Here is a 14,387-nt window from a genome sequence, read left to right as displayed (position 1 = left end):
CCGGAGCGCTTGATGTCCCAGGTCTTCGACTTCCTCTCGCAGCAGCCCGTGCTGCTCCTCTTCGTCGTCATCGGCATCGGCTCGGCGATCGGGCACCTCAAGGTGCGCGGAGTCGGGCTGGGTGCCGCGGCCGTCCTGCTGCTGTCGATCGGGTTGGCCGCCTGGGCCGCGTCGTACGACGTGGACCTGGAGATCCCCGAGGCGATGGGCACGCTCGGGCTCGCGCTGTTCACGTTCTGCGTCGGGATCATCTCCGGTGCGACGTTCTTCTCGTCGCTCAAGCGCAGCCTCGGGCCGATCCTGGCCGTCGCCGGCGTGCTCGTCGCGAGCGCGGCCGTCGCCGTGGCGGTGGGCGGCCTGCTGGACCTCGACTCGCCGGTCGTCGCCGGGTCGTGGGCCGGGGCCGTGACGAACACGCCCGCGCTCGCCGCCGCGCGCGACGCCGCGGGTGACGACACCGGCCCGACCATCGGGTACGCGGTGACCTACCTGTTCGGCGTCGTCGGGATGCTCGCCGGCGTGTCCGCCGCGCTGCGCCACCGCAAGCACGACGCGGACGCGCCGCCCATGCTCGTGACGCGCACGGTGCGCGTCGAGGTCGACGCCAACCTCAGCGTCCAGGAGCTCGAGGAGCTGCACGGCGACCGCATCAAGTTCTCGCGCGTGCGACACGGCGAGACCGCCCCGATCCGCACCGCGAACGGCACCGACACCCTGCTGCTCGACGACCTCGTGACCGTCGTCGGACCGTCCGAGGACATCGACGCCGTCACGCGCGAGCTCGGCCACACGTCGTCGCACCACCTCGAGGCGGACCGCCAGTACCTCGACATGCGGCGCATCACCGTCTCCGCGGAGCACGCCGCAGGTCGCACGGTCGCCGAGCTGGACCTGCTGCACCGCTTCGGCGCGACCGTCTCGCGCGTCCGACGGGGTGACGTCGACATGCTCGCCACCGACGACCTGCAGCTGCAGCTCGGCGACCGGGTGCGCGTGATCGCCCCGCGCGAGCGCATGGCCGAGGTCTCGACGTGGTTCGGCGACTCCTCGCGCGGGCTGTCGGACATCGTGCCCGTCGTGCTCGGCCTCGGGATGGCCGCGGGCATCCTGCTCGGCGCGGTCAAGTTCCCCGTCCCGGGCGGCGCGTTCACCATCGGGTCGGCGTTCGGCACGCTGCTCGTCGGCCTCGTGCTCGGCAAGATCGGGCGCATCGGGCCGGTCGTCACCGCGATGCCCTACACGGCCGCGCAGGCGATGTCCGAGCTCGGCCTGCTGATCTTCCTCGCCCAGGCCGGGTCGCGCGCCGGCACGCAGATCGGCGCCGCGTTCACGTCCGGCGAGTGGCTGAAGATCCTCGTGCTCGGCGTCGTCGTCACGACGTTCGTGTCGACGGGCCTCTACCTGGTCATGCGGCGGGTGTTCCGCGTCGGCGGGACGCGCCTGTCCGGGATCATGTCCGGCGCGCAGACCCAGCCCGCGATCCTCGCGTTCGCCAACGCGCGCACCCAGTACGACGCGCGTGTCGCGCTCGGGTACGCGCTGGTGTACCCGGCGGCGATGATCACGAAGATCGTCGTGGGCCGGATCCTGGGCGGCCTGTGACGGTCCCGCGCGGCCGGTGCCTCTGAGACGATCACCCGCGTGACTGGTTCCCCGGCGCCGAGCGGATGGGTCCGCGTGCACTTCCCTCTCGAGCCCGACGAGGACGGCTGGCCGCCCGTGTACTCCGAAGGGCTCTGGGCCGAGCCGGTCGGGCCGGGTCTGTACCGGCTCGACAACGCACCGTTCTTCGTCACGGGCGTCGCGCCCGACGACGTCGTGGAGGCCGCCGCGGACGAGGACGGGAACCGGCAGTTCGTCCGCGTCGTGCAGATGGGCGGACGAGTCGTCGCCCGCGTGGTCCCTCGGCGGGACGGGCCGTTGGGCGGCGACCTCCGAGCGGTTCTCGACGCCTTCGCGCCGCTCGGAGTGACCGGAGAAGGCGCGGACCCGGCCTACCCGCTGGTCGCGCTCGACATCGGGCCGGGCATCGACCGCGCGGCGGCGAAGCGGCTTCTGGTCGAGGGCCAGGCCGATGGCCGGTGGTACTACGACGAGGGTTGCGTCGACGACGAGTGGCGCGCCCTCGGCTGAACGCCACGACGTCGGCGCATCCGCGGCGCCGACCTAGGGAGCCGTGGTCTGCACCTGGGGCGCGGGGGTGACGAGGCGGCGCAGGGCCGTCAGGACGTGGGCGGTGGTGACCGCGCCGACGAGGACGCCGTCGGCGTGCACGGCGGCTGACGTCACGCCGTCACGGGCGAGGGCGTCGAGGACCTCGCCGAGCTCGTCGCCGACGTGCACCACCGGGGCGTCCGCGGGGGCCGTCGTCGAGGGGTCGAGGTCGTCGCGGGTCAGTCGGCCGAGCGCCAGGAGACGCGCGGTGCGGCCGCGGCCGACGAGGTCGGCGACCGCGGGTGTGGCCGGCCGGGCGACGATCTCGAGCGGGGCCGCGAGCTGCTCGACGTGGCCGCCGGTGCTCATGACGGCGACGCGGTCGGCCATGCGGACCGCCTCGTCGACGTCGTGCGTGACGAGCATGACCGTCGTGCCGAGCTCGCGCTGGATACGCGCGAACTCGTCCTGCAGCCGACGCCTGCCCACGGGGTCGACCGCGCCGAACGGCTCGTCCATGAGCAGCACGGGCGGGTCGGTCGCGAGCGCGCGGGCGACGCCGACGCGCTGACGCTCGCCGCCGGACAGCTCGTGCGGGTACCGGCGCGCGTACCGGTCGGGCGCGAGGCCGACGAGCTCGAGCAGCTCGGCGACGCGCGTACGGGTGCGCGCGCGGTCCCACCCGAGCAGGCGCGGGACGGTCGCGACGTTCTGGGCGACCGTGCGGTGCGGGAACAGGCCCACGTTCTGGATGACGTAGCCGGTGCGCCGCCGCAGCTCGACCACGTCGAGGGACGCGACGTCGCGGCCCTCGACGAGCACGCGCCCGCTCGTCGGCTCGACGAGCCGGTTGACCATGCGCAGCGTGGTCGACTTCCCGCACCCGGACGGGCCGACGAGCACGAGCACCTCGCCGGTGCGCACGTCGAGCGTCAGGTCGTCGACCGCGGCGGGGGCGTCGCCCGACGACGAGCCCGCCGCGTAGGTCTTGGCCGCGTGCTCGAACCGGATCGCCCGCTCGTCGTCCACGCGAGGGACGCTAACGGCGCGCACCGACAACCGCGACCGCCCGCGACGCCTCCCTGCTGGGACGCTCGCCGGGCGGGTGTCGGAGCCCGGGTCTACGTTCGCTGCCATGTCCGCGACCGACGCGCCACCCAACCCGTGGTTCTCGTGGGACTACGTGGAGCGCAACGCCGACGACATCCAGCGTGCGCTCGGCCAGCACGTGTCGCTCACGGTCCAGGCGGTGGTGCTCGCGCTCGTCGTCGCGCTCCCGCTCGCGGGGGTCGCCCACCTGCGGCCGCGGCTCGCGGGGCCGGTCGTCGGGACCGCCGGCGTGCTCTACACGATCCCGTCGCTCGCGCTGTTCGCGCTGCTCGCGCCGTACACGGGCATCGGGCGCACGACCGTGCTCATCGGGCTGGTGCTGTACGCGCTGCTCGTGCTCGTGCGCAACGTGCTCGTCGGGCTGGCCGGAGTCGACCCCGCGGTCACGGACGCGGCACGCGGCATGGGGTACGGGCGCGTGCGGATGCTGCTGCAGGTCGAGCTGCCGCAGGCGCTGCCGAGCGTCGTCGCGGGCGTGCGCGTCGCGACCGTGACGACCGTCGCCCTGGTCACCGTGGGCGTCGTCGTCGGGTACGGCGGGCTGGGGCAGCTCATGTTCCGCGGCTTCCGCAGCGACTACCACGCCGAGATCATGACCGCGACGGTGCTGTGCGTGCTGCTGGCGCTGGTCGCGGACCTGCTCGTCGTGCTCGTCGGACGGCTGCTGATGCCGTGGCGTGCGTGGCGCGTCGACAGGGCGGTCGCATGAGGCGCGCCGACGACCCCGTGGGGGCGACGTGGACCTGCTGACCGAGGCGTTCGCCTGGCTCAACGACCCCCTGAACTGGTCGGGTCGCAACGGCGTGCTGGCGCTGACCGCCGCGCACCTGCAGGTGACCCTGCTCGCCGTGCTGCTGGCGGGCCTCGTCGCGCTGCCCGCGGGCGTGTGGCTGGGGCGCGCGCGGCGCGGGGGGACGCTCGGCGTGGTCGTCGCGAACACCACACGTGCGCTGCCGACGCTCGCGCTGCTGACCCTGCTCGCCTCGGCGGGGCTGTTCGGCAACACCGCGACCGTGCTCGCGTGCGCGGTCTTCGCGGTCCCGCCGCTGCTGACCAACACCGTCACGGGCCTCGCGGGCGTCGACCGCGACGTGCTCGACGCCGCGCGCGGGCTCGGGATGAGCGGCGGGCGCCGGCTGTGGCTCGTCGAGCTGCCGCTCGCGGTCCCGCTGGTCGCCGCGGGCGTGCGCACGGCGGTGGTGCAGGTGCTCGCGACCGTGCCGCTCGCCGCGCTCGTGGGTGGCCGCAGCCTCGGCTCGGTCGTCGTGTCGGGGTTCGCGACGCAGCGCTACGGGCAGGTGCTCGCGGGTGGTCTGCTGGTCGCGGCGCTGTGCCTGGTCGCCGAGGGGCTGCTCGCACTCGCGCAGCGCGCGGTCACGCCGCGCGGGGTCCGCGACGCGGCCCGACGCACCGGGTCGCGACGCACCCGCCGCGCCCTCACGGCCGCGGATCCCGTCCCAGGGGTTGCCGCCGCGGGCAGCCGCCGCTCGAATGGGACCGCGCGATGACCGCCCGTGCTGCTCCGCTGCCCTCCCCCGACGCACCGCCCGCCCCGCTCATCCGCCGCCTTGGAGGCACCGTGTCCCCGAACCGCAAGCGCCTCGCCGTGCTGTCCGTCGCCGCGACCCTGCTCACGCTCGCCGCGTGCGGCGACCCCGGATCGGGAGGCGGCGTCGCCGACCCCACCCCCGCGTCGTCCGCCACGGGCGGCGCGTGCGAGCCCGTCGCCGGCGAGAAGCTCGTCGTGCTCGAGGACGACAAGACGCTGCAGAACGCCGACAACGTCATCCCGGCGGTCAGCGCGTCCGTCGCGGAGGCGAACCCGACGCTCGTCCCGCTCCTCGACACCGTCTCCGACGCGCTCGACACCGAGGGTCTGATCGCGCTCAACAAGGCCGTCGACATCGACCGCCGGACGTCCAGCGAGGTCGCCAAGGCGTTCGTCGCGGACGAGGGCCTGGCCGCGACCGAGCAGTCCGGCGACGGCACGTCGGTCGTCATCGGCGCCGCGAACTTCTCCGAGAGCAGCACGCTCGCGAACATCTACGCGGAGGTGCTGCGCAGCGCGGGGTACTCCGCGGAGGTCCGGGAGATCGGCGCGCGCGAGACGTACCTGCCGGCGCTCGAGTCGGGCGAGCTCGCCGTGGTCCCCGAGTACGCGGCCACCCTCGCGGAGTTCCTCAACACGACGGTCAACGGCCCGGACGCCGAGCCCGTCGCCTCGGGCGACGTGGACGCGACCGTCGCGGCGCTCGAGCCGCTCGCCGACGAGCGCGGCCTCGTCGTGGGCAAGGCGTCCGCGGCGCAGGACCAGAACGCGTTCGCGGTCACGCAGGAGTTCGCCGACGAGCACGGGGTCACCACGCTGTCGGAGCTCGCCGAGGCGTGCGCGGGCGGGCTCACCCTCGCGGGCCCCGCCGAGTGCCCCGAGCGTCCGTTCTGCCAGCCGGGGCTCGAGAAGACCTACGGGTTGGTGTTCACCGGCTTCACCGCGTACGACTTCGCGCTCATCGGCGAGGCCGTGCGCAAGGGCGAGGCCGCGATCGGGCTCGTGCTGTCGAGCGACGGCTCGCTCGGCTGACCCACCGCCGGGTCGGACGGCTGACGTCGCCGGGGCCGCCGGTCGCTGTGCGCCTGCTCTCTGGGCGCCCCGCTCAGAGTCCGGCGGTCTCGGCGAACCGCAGCCACACCTCGCTGACCGTCGGGTACGACGGCACGGCGTGCCACAGCCGGGCCAACGGCAGCTCGCCGACGACCGCGATGGTCGCCGCGTGCAGCATCTCGGCCGCGTCGGGCCCGACGAACGTCGCGCCGACGACCACGTCGCCGCGCGCGGAGTCGAGCACGAGCTGTGCGCGCCCGGCGTAGTCGGGCGAGATCACGCTGGCCCCGGCCACGTCCTCCAGCGCGTACGCCACGACGCGCACGTCGAGCCCCGCCTCACGCGCGGCGTGCTCGGTGAGCCCCACCCACGCGACCTCGGGCTGCGTGAACACCACCTGCGGGACGGCGGCGTGGTCGGCGCTCGCGCGGTACCGGCTCCACGGTCCGGCGTCGGCCTCGGCGGCCCGCGCGGCCTCGTCGGACCCGAACCGCGCCGCCACGACGTCCCCGGCCACGCGCGCGTCGTACTTGCCCTGGTGGGTGGTCCCCGTCCGACCGGTCACGTCGCCCACGGCGAACAACCACTGGACGCCCCGGACCTGCAGCGCGTCGTCGACGTCGAGCGGCGCGCCCGGCTCGAGGCCGACCGTCTCGAGGCCGAGGTCGCGGGTGTGCGGGTGCCGGCCGGTGGCGACGAGGAGCTCGTCGGCGGTCACGACCTCGTCGTCGAGCGTGACGTGCACACCGGCGTCGTCGCGGTGCACCCGGCTCACCCGCGCCCCGAGCAGCACACGGATGCCGCGACCGCGCAGGGACCCCAGCACCGCCTCCCCCGCGAAGGGCTCGGCCCCGGCGAGCAACCGCTCGCCGCGCACCAGCACGGTCACCTCGCTGCCGAGGCTCGCGAAGGCGGTCGCGAGCTCGCACGCCACGACTCCCCCGCCGAGCACCGCGAGCCGCGCGGGGACGTGCTGCGCGGCGGTCGCGTCACGGCTCGTCCACGGGTGCGCGGCCGCGAGACCCTCGACGGACGGGATGGTCGGCAGCGAGCCGGTCGCGACGATGACGGCCTGCCGCGCCTCGACCTGCACCGTCCCCTCGTCGGACTCGACGACGAGCCTGCGCGTGCCCGTGAACCGCGCGTGCCCGCGCAGCAGCGTCAGTCCCGCGCTCGCGACCCAGTCGGCCTGCGACGAGTCGTCCCAGTGGTGCGTGATCGCGTCGCGCCGCGCGAGCACGGCCGCCACGTCGAGCGCCCCGGGGTCGGCGACGCCCGGTGTGCGGCGCGCGGCGTCCCGCGCGGCGTCCGGGCGCAGCAGCGCCTTCGACGGCATGCACGCCCAGTAGGAGCACTCGCCGCCGACGAGCGCACCCTCGACGAGCGCGACCTGCAGCCCGGTGCGCGAGGCCCGGTCGGCGGCGTTCTCCCCGACCGCTCCCCCGCCGACCACGACCACGTCGAACGTCCGCTGCGCCTGCGTCATGGGCTCTCCCGTGTCCGCGCCGGCCGGGTCGACCGGTCCCGTCGACACGGTCGCGCGTCCGGTGGCAGGCCGCAAGGGCTCGCGCAGGACCGGCGGGCCGGGACGTCAGCCGTGGGACGGCGCGACCGCGCCTCGGTCCCGGGTGACCCGACGCGCGTCGTCGGGCCCGAGCACGAACCGGATCGTGCGGGTCACGGCGTGCCCGCCCGCGAGCGCCGCCGGGCGTCCCACCGGTCCCGGGCGCCGCAGCCCGAGCTCCGTGACGGCCCACGGCGGCAGCGTCGCGACGGCCGCCCGGCTGAGCAGCGTGTAGCCCGCGCGCAGCGTCGCCGGCACGGGTGGCTCGTGGAGCAGGAACCGCGCGGTGTCCCGCGCCTGGTCGCCGGCCGCGAGCGCGGGTCGGAACGCGTCGATCGCCGCCGCGAGGTCGGCGACGGTCTCGGGCAGGTCGTCGGCCCCGAGCGCGCGCCCGACGACCGCGGCGTCCCGCAGGTACGCGTCGGCCCCTGCCGCGTCGAGCGGGTGCGCCCCGAACCGCTGGTGCGCGCGCAGGAACGAGTCGACCTCGGCGACGTGCACCCAGCGCAGCAGCTCGGGGTCGTCCGCGCGGTACGGCACACCGTCGGGGGTGCGCCCACGGACGCGGGCGTGCACGGTCCGGACTCGGTCGACTGCCGCCTGCGCGTCGTCGGCCGTGCCGAACGCCGTGACGGCGAGGAACGTGCTGGTCCGCGCGAGCCGCCCCCACGGGTCGCCCCGGTAGCCGGAGTGCCCGGCGACGCCCGCCATCGCGGCGGGGTGCAGCGACTGCAGCAGCAGGGCGCGCAGGCCGCCGACGAACATCGACGCGTCGCCGTGCACGCGGCGGATCGCCGCGTCGGGCGCGAACCAGCGCGGCCCGGGCGTGAAGTGGATCCGCTCGCGGGTGGCGATCCCGTCCGGGCCGGCGACGCGCAGGAACAGCGCAGTGCCCGCACGGCGGCGCGACGACTCGAGGATCACCCGTCCATCGTGCGGTGTCCGGGCCGCGAGCGCTCAGCGACGCCGGTACCGCTCGACGAACGCGGCGAGGATGCGCGGCGGCGCCCACACGTCGGCGGACGCGACGCGTGCGAGGACCTGCTCCTGCTCACCGGGCTCGTAGTAGCCGTACCCGCCGTAGATCCGGATGCGCGCGGAGATGCCCGCGACGTCGAGCTCGGGGTGGAACTGCGTCGCGTAGAGGTTGCGGCCCACGCGGAACATCTGCACCGGGCAGGTCGGCGAGCTCGCGAGCAGCGTGGCGGTGGGCGGCAGCACGCGACACGCCTCCTTGTGCCCGACGAACGCGTCGAACGCCTCGGGCACGTCGGCGAGCAGCGGGTCGCGCCGGCCCTCGGGCGTGAGCGTGACGCGCACGGCGCCGATCGGCTCGGCGTAGGTGCGGTCGATGACCCCGCCCTGGTGGGTGCCGAGCGTCCCGACGCCGTAGCACGCGCCGAGGAACGGGACGTCGCGCGGCACCACCTGGTCGAGCAGCGCGGACATCTCGCGCTCGACCCGCACCTGGGTGGCGGACTTGCGGTCCGCCGGGGTGCTCGCGTCGAACGGGCTCCCGCCGACGACGATCCCGCTGATCGCGTCGAGGTCGATCGCGGGCATCGGCCCGGCCTCCATCCGGACGCGGACGAGCGAGCCCTCGTCGAGCCCGCCGAAGCGCAGCACCTGCGCGTACTCGTCGTCGGCGGCGTCGTCCTCGGCGCGCGAAGCCAGGAGCACGAACGGCTTCATGCTCCGAGGCTAGGTCGGGCCCGCGCCGCCCGCCGGTCGAGGCGGCGGGTGCGCGCGGGATGGGAGGATCGGCCGGTGCCCGTGACGCTCGCCGACCGGATCCCCTCCGACCCCACCGACCCCGACGCGCTGTACGAGGCGTTCACGGGGTGGGCGGCCGAGCAGGGGCTGCGCCTGTACCCGCACCAGGAGGAGTCGCTCCTCGAGCTGGTGACGGGCAGCCACGTCATCCTGTCGACGCCCACGGGCTCCGGGAAGTCGCTCGTGGCGACGGCCGCGCACTTCGTCGCGCTCGCGCACGGGCGTCGCACGTTCTACACGGCTCCGCTCAAGGCGCTGGTCAGCGAGAAGTTCTTCGCGCTGGTGGCGGCGTTCGGCTCGGAGAACGTCGGGATGATGACGGGCGACTCGGCGGTGAACCCGACGGCGCCGATCATCTGCTGCACGGCGGAGATCCTGGCGAACCTCGCGCTGCGCGACGGGGTGGACGCCGACGCGGGCCAGGTCGTCATGGACGAGTTCCACTTCTACTCCGACCCGCAGCGCGGCTGGGCGTGGCAGGTGCCGCTGCTGGAGCTGCCGCGCGCGCAGTTCGTGCTCATGTCGGCGACCCTCGGCGACGTCACGTTCTTCGCCGACGACCTGCGGCGCCGCACGGGCGGCGAGGTCGCGGTCATCACGAACGCCGAGCGCCCCGTGCCGCTGACGTTCTCGTACGTCGTGGAACCGCTGCACGAGGTGCTCGACGAGCTCGTGACCACGCGGCGCGCGCCGGTGTACGTCGTGCACTTCACGCAGAAGGAGGCCGTGGAGCGCGCGCAGTCGCTGCTGTCGGCGAACCTCACGAGCCGCGACCAGCGCGACGCGATCGCCGCCGAGCTCGGCGCGTTCCGGTTCGGCCCAGGGTTCGGCAGGACGCTGTCGCGCCTGCTGCGGCACGGCGTGGGCGTGCACCACGCGGGCATGCTGCCCAAGTACCGCCGCGTCGTGGAGCGCCTCACGCAGAAGGGCCTGCTGCCCGTGGTGTGCGGCACGGACACGCTCGGGGTCGGCATCAACGTCCCGATCCGCACGGTCGTCCTCACGAGCCTCGTGAAGTACGACGGCCAGCGCATGCGGCACCTGTCGGCGCGCGAGTTCCACCAGATCGCGGGGCGTGCGGGGCGCGCGGGCTTCGACACGGTCGGCGAGGTCGTCGTCATGGCGCCCGAGCACGTCATCGAGAACCGCAAGGCGCTCGCGAAGGCGGGTGACGACCCGAAGAAGCTCAAGAAGATCGTCCGCAAGCAGGCGCCGCCCGGGCACGTGAACTGGACGGACAAGACGTTCGAGCGCCTGCGCGACGCGCCGCCCGAGCCGCTGACGTCGAGCTTCGCGGTGACGCACGCGATGGTCCTGCACGTGCTCGCACGCGGGTCGCGTGGCGAGGACCCGGTCGCGGCGATGACGCGGCTGCTCACCGACAACCACGAGCCCGAGGGTGCGCGCGGGCTGCACGTGCGGCGGGCCATCGCCGTCTACCGGTCGCTGCGCGCCGCGGGCGTCGTCGAGCGCGTGGAGGTCGAGGACGCGTCGGCTCCCCGCGGACGTCGCCGGAGCGTGCGCCTGACGCACGACCTGCCGCCGAACTTCGCGCTCAACCAGGCGCTGTCGCCGTTCGCGTTCGCCGCGCTCGAGCTGCTCGACCAGGCGGACCCCGGCTACGCGCACGACGTCGTCTCCGTCATCGAGGCGACGCTGGACGACCCGCGCCAGGTGCTCGCGGCGCAGGAGAACCGCGCGCGTGGCGAGGCGGTCGCGGCGATGAAGGCCGAGGGTCTCGACTACGACGAGCGCATGGCGCTGCTCGAGGACGTCACCTACCCCCGCCCGCTCGCGGAGCTGCTGGCCGCGGCGTTCGCGACGTACCGCACGACGAACCCGTGGGTCGCCGACCTCGAGCTGTCGCCCAAGTCGGTGGTGCGCGACATGCACGAGCGCGCCGCGACGTTCGCCGAGTACGTGAGCGTCTACAGCCTCGACCGCACCGAGGGCGTGCTGCTGCGCTACCTCGCGGACGCGTACCGCGCGCTGCGCCAGACGGTCCCGGAGGACGCGCGCACCGAGGAGCTGTGGGAGCTGATCGAGTGGCTGGGCGACCTGGTACGCCGCACGGACTCGAGCCTGCTCGACGAGTGGGAGCGCCTCGCGAACCCGCTCGACGAGCACGGCGCCGACGCCCCGGGCGGCGTCGACGACGACACGCCACAGCCGATCACCGACAACCCGCGCGTGTTCCGTGCGCTCGTGCGCGGAGCGCTGTTCCGCCGCGTCGAGCTCGTCGCGCGCGAGCAGTACGGCGCGCTCGCGGCACTGGGCGACGTCGACGACGAGGGCGCGCCGTGGACCGCGGAGCGCTGGTCGGCCGCCCTCGACCCGTTCTACGACGACCACGACGAGGTGCTCACGGGCGCACCCGCGCGCGGTCCCGCGTTGTTCCAGGTCACGACGGGCCCGACGACGTGGCGCGTGCGCCAGCTGCTCGACGACCCCGAGGGCGACCACGACTGGCGCGTCGACGCCGTGGTCGACCTGGCGGCGTCCGACGAGGCCGGCGAGGTGGTCCTGCGCGTGCTCGAGGTGGGTGCTCTCTAGGCCCGCGGAACGGGTCACCAAGGGTAGGCATGCCTGCGTCGTCGCAGGTCAGGCCAGCCTTTCCAACGGTGACAGCAGCTCGGGGGCGGCTTAGCGTGGCCGCATGACCACGGCTCTGTCGACGCTCCTGCACCCCACCGCCTCCACCACGGGCGGCGTGGACGGCGCGCGGCTCAACGGCCTGCGCGCCGGCGTCCTGGGCGCGAACGACGGCATCGTGTCGGTCGCGGCGATCGTCGTCGGCGTCGCCGGGGCGAACCCCGGCAGCACCGCGATCCTCACCGCGGGCGTCGCGGGCCTCGTCGCGGGGGCGCTGTCGATGGCGGCCGGCGAGTACGTCTCGGTGAGCTCGCAGCGGGACGCCGAGCGCGTCGGCCAGGTGGCCGACGACGAGCTCACGAACCCGTGGCACGCGGCGTTCGCCTCGCTGGGCGCGTTCCTCGTCGGCGGCGTCGTGCCGCTCCTCGTCGCGCTCCTGCCGTGGAGCGGCGCCGCGCTGGTGCCCGCCGTGTTCGCTGCGGTCGTCCTGGCGCTCGTCGTGACCGGCGCGGTCAGCGCGCGCATCGCCGGGTCGCCACGGTGGCCGGCCGTGCGGCGCAACGTTGTCGGCGGATCGGTCGCGATGATCGTCACGTGGGGCATCGGGACGCTCGTCGGCCTCGCGCTCTGACGCCTCGCCCTACCCTGGTCGCGTGGCCAAGAACGTCAAGCACGCCCCCACCGGCACGCCCGCGCTCGTCGCGCTCGCCGCGGCGGGTGTCGCCCACACCGCGCACCCGTACGAGCACGACCCGGCGTCCGACGTCGGCTACGGTCTCGAGGCCGCGCAGGTGCTGGGCGTGCCGCCCGAGCAGGTCTTCAAGACCCTCATGACGGTCGTCGACGGGACGCTCACGGTCGCGGTGGTGCCCGTGACCGGGCAGCTCGACCTCAAGGCGCTCGCCGCGGCGGCGGGCGGCAAGAAGGCCGCGATGGCCCCGAAGCCCGACGCGGAGCGCGCGACCGGCTACGTGGTCGGCGGCATCTCCCCGCTCGGGCAGCGCCAGGCGCACCCGACGGTCGTCGACGAGACCGTCTGGCTGTTCGACACCGTCTTCGTCTCGGGCGGCCGACGCGGCCTCGACGTGGAGCTCGCGCCCGGCGACCTCGTGCGCCTCACGGGCGCGGTCGTCGCGGACATCGCCAAGGACTGATCAGGCGAAGGGCCGGTCGCTCGGCACGACGTGCCGGCCCAGCGGCAGGAGCGAGATCGGGATCATCTTGAGGTTCGCGATGCCGAGCGGGATGCCGATGATCGACAGGAACAGCGGGATGGCGGTGAGCACGTGCCCGATCGCGAGCCAGATGCCCGCCACGACGAGCCAGACGACGTTCCCGATGGTCGACCAGGCGCCCGCGGTGGGCTTGTCGACGACCGTGCGGCCGAACGGCCACAGCGCGTACCCGGCGATCCGGAACGACGCGATGCCGAACGGGATCGTCACGACCAGCACGCAGCAGATGATGCCCGCGGCCACGTAGCCGAGGGCGAGCCAGAGCCCGGCGAGCACGAGCCAGATGACGTTGAGCAGCGTCTTCACGTCGGTAGGCTCCCACAGCGCGCGGTCGCGACGGGATCGGTGAGCACTCTGGTCCGTCCCCGGTCCCGGGCGCGTTGGTCGCAGCGGCGCCGGGTGGGCTAGGTTCGCTGGCCGTGGAGGACGACCTGCCCGCACGTCTCGCCGCGGTCCGCGAGCGCGTCGCGCGCGCGTGCGCGGCCGCCGGGCGCGACGACGTGCGCCTGCTGCTCGCGTCGAAGGCGCAGCCGCTCGAGACGGTCCGCGCGGTGCTGGAGGCCGACGCCGCGGCCCGCGCGGCCGACCCCGCGCTCACGCCCGTGCTGCTCGGCGAGAACCGGGTGCAGGAGCTCGTCGCGAAGGCACCCGCGCTCGTCGAGCACTCCCCCGCGTGGCACTTCATCGGGCCGCTGCAGTCGAACAAGGTGAACGCCGCGCTGCGCTGGGCGACGTGCGTCGAGACGGTCGCCTCGCTCGACCTCGCGCAGCGCCTCGCGGCGCGCGCGACCGGTTCGTTGGACGTCATGGTGCAGGTCAACGTGTCGGGCGAACCGACGAAGAGCGGCGTGGCGCCCGACGAGGCGCCCGCGCTCGCCCGGGAGGTCGCGGCGCTGGACGGGCTGCGGCTCGTCGGGTTCATGACGGTGGGCGCACGGTCCGACGACGAGCGCGTGGTCGCCGCGGGCTACGACCGGCTGGCGGCGATCCGCGACGAGGTCACGGGCAGCGGCGCACCGGGCACGGCGGACGCGGTGGAGCTGTCGATGGGCATGAGCGGCGACCTGGAGGTCGCCGTCGCTCACGGGGCGACGATCGTGCGCGTCGGCACCGCGGTGTTCGGCAGCCGGCCCGCGATCACCCGCTGAACGCGGGCGCGTCGCGCCTGGGGGCGCGTGCGGCGCATCGCCGCCAGCTCGCGCGCGTGCAGCACGGCCATCCGGCGCAGCTCGCGGTCCAGCGTCGTGCTCTCCTGCATCGGTCCCCTCCGTCTCCTCGACCCCTACGTGTCGGCTGACCGCCGACTCCTGCACACGAGGGGCACCGTGCCGGTGTCCAGATACCCGACCAGCGCAGA

14 protein-coding genes are annotated in these 14,387 nt (G+C 74.7%); 9 read left to right on the top strand and 5 right to left on the bottom strand.

Annotated elements, in window-relative coordinates; genetic code table 11:
• Window positions 1-12 precede the first annotated feature (12 nt).
• Both F1D97_RS08385 and F1D97_RS08380 read left to right on the top strand, forming a co-directional pair.
• Window positions 13-1,602, top strand: coding sequence for an aspartate:alanine exchanger family transporter (locus F1D97_RS08385; RefSeq protein WP_236123365.1), 1,590 nt, complete (start codon window positions 13-15; stop codon window positions 1,600-1,602).
• A 75-nt stretch (window positions 1,603-1,677) separates the two neighbouring features.
• On the top strand, window positions 1,678-2,133 hold the full coding sequence (locus tag F1D97_RS08380) for a DUF4265 domain-containing protein (RefSeq protein WP_236123364.1): 456 nt from the start codon (window positions 1,678-1,680) through the stop codon (window positions 2,131-2,133).
• Window positions 2,134-2,166: 33 nt separating this feature from the next.
• On the opposite strand, the gene F1D97_RS08375 is transcribed toward F1D97_RS08380, so the two are convergent.
• The gene (locus F1D97_RS08375) at window positions 2,167-3,183 is read right to left on the bottom strand and encodes an ABC transporter ATP-binding protein (RefSeq protein ID WP_236123363.1); all 1,017 of its coding nucleotides are present in this window, start codon (window positions 3,181-3,183) and stop codon (window positions 2,167-2,169) included.
• Between the two features lie 106 nt (window positions 3,184-3,289).
• On the opposite strand from F1D97_RS08375, the gene F1D97_RS08370 reads away from it, so the two are divergent.
• The 3 genes from F1D97_RS08370 (at window position 3,290) to F1D97_RS08360 (ending at window position 5,845) form a co-directional block, all read left to right on the top strand.
• Window positions 3,290-3,973, top strand: coding sequence for an ABC transporter permease (locus tag F1D97_RS08370; protein WP_236123362.1), 684 nt, complete (start codon window positions 3,290-3,292; stop codon window positions 3,971-3,973).
• A gap of 28 nt (window positions 3,974-4,001) precedes the next feature.
• On the top strand, window positions 4,002-4,772 hold the full coding sequence (locus tag F1D97_RS08365) for an ABC transporter permease (protein WP_236123361.1): 771 nt from the start codon (window positions 4,002-4,004) through the stop codon (window positions 4,770-4,772).
• Between the two features lie 71 nt (window positions 4,773-4,843).
• Complete coding sequence (locus tag F1D97_RS08360; RefSeq protein WP_236123360.1) at window positions 4,844-5,845, top strand: glycine betaine ABC transporter substrate-binding protein; 1,002 nt, start codon at window positions 4,844-4,846, stop codon at window positions 5,843-5,845.
• 73 nt (window positions 5,846-5,918) lie between these two features.
• On the opposite strand, the gene F1D97_RS08355 is transcribed toward F1D97_RS08360, so the two are convergent.
• The 3 genes from F1D97_RS08355 to F1D97_RS08345 all read right to left on the bottom strand — a co-directional run bounded on the left by F1D97_RS08355 (window position 5,919) and on the right by F1D97_RS08345 (window position 9,122).
• The gene (locus F1D97_RS08355; RefSeq protein WP_236123359.1) at window positions 5,919-7,352 is read right to left on the bottom strand and encodes a dihydrolipoyl dehydrogenase family protein; all 1,434 of its coding nucleotides are present in this window, start codon (window positions 7,350-7,352) and stop codon (window positions 5,919-5,921) included.
• Between the two features lie 105 nt (window positions 7,353-7,457).
• Window positions 7,458-8,354, bottom strand: a complete 897-nt coding sequence (locus F1D97_RS08350; RefSeq protein ID WP_236123358.1) for an oxygenase MpaB family protein — start codon at window positions 8,352-8,354, stop codon at window positions 7,458-7,460.
• Window positions 8,355-8,387: 33 nt separating this feature from the next.
• Window positions 8,388-9,122: a glutamine amidotransferase gene (locus tag F1D97_RS08345; protein ID WP_236123357.1), complete on the bottom strand. Its 735-nt coding sequence runs from the start codon at window positions 9,120-9,122 to the stop codon at window positions 8,388-8,390.
• Window positions 9,123-9,197: 75 nt separating this feature from the next.
• Here F1D97_RS08345 and F1D97_RS08340 point away from each other — a divergent pair, with 75 nt between their 5' ends.
• The 3 genes from F1D97_RS08340 (at window position 9,198) to ybaK (ending at window position 12,949) form a co-directional block, all read left to right on the top strand.
• A complete protein-coding gene (locus F1D97_RS08340; protein ID WP_236123356.1) occupies window positions 9,198-11,756 on the top strand; it encodes a DEAD/DEAH box helicase in 2,559 nt (852 codons plus the stop codon).
• A 103-nt stretch (window positions 11,757-11,859) separates the two neighbouring features.
• Complete coding sequence (locus F1D97_RS08335; protein ID WP_236123355.1) at window positions 11,860-12,426, top strand: VIT1/CCC1 transporter family protein; 567 nt, start codon at window positions 11,860-11,862, stop codon at window positions 12,424-12,426.
• A gap of 22 nt (window positions 12,427-12,448) precedes the next feature.
• The gene (gene ybaK, locus F1D97_RS08330; RefSeq protein ID WP_236123354.1) at window positions 12,449-12,949 is read left to right on the top strand and encodes a Cys-tRNA(Pro) deacylase; all 501 of its coding nucleotides are present in this window, start codon (window positions 12,449-12,451) and stop codon (window positions 12,947-12,949) included.
• Here the strand turns inward: ybaK and F1D97_RS08325 are convergent, their stop codons facing one another.
• On the bottom strand, window positions 12,950-13,336 hold the full coding sequence (locus F1D97_RS08325; protein ID WP_236123353.1) for a YccF domain-containing protein: 387 nt from the start codon (window positions 13,334-13,336) through the stop codon (window positions 12,950-12,952).
• A gap of 113 nt (window positions 13,337-13,449) precedes the next feature.
• Between F1D97_RS08325 and F1D97_RS08320 the strand changes: the two genes are divergently transcribed.
• Entirely contained in the window at window positions 13,450-14,178 is a 729-nt protein-coding gene (locus F1D97_RS08320; protein ID WP_236123352.1) for a YggS family pyridoxal phosphate-dependent enzyme, read from the top strand.
• The last annotated feature ends 209 nt before the right edge of the window (window positions 14,179-14,387 follow it).

The sequence above is a fragment of the Cellulomonas palmilytica genome (assembly GCF_021590045.1).
Classification (GTDB): domain Bacteria; phylum Actinomycetota; class Actinomycetes; order Actinomycetales; family Cellulomonadaceae; genus Cellulomonas; species Cellulomonas palmilytica.
The sequence above is the reverse complement of the archived record's forward strand: the minus strand, read 5'-3'. Positions and strand labels throughout refer to the sequence as shown.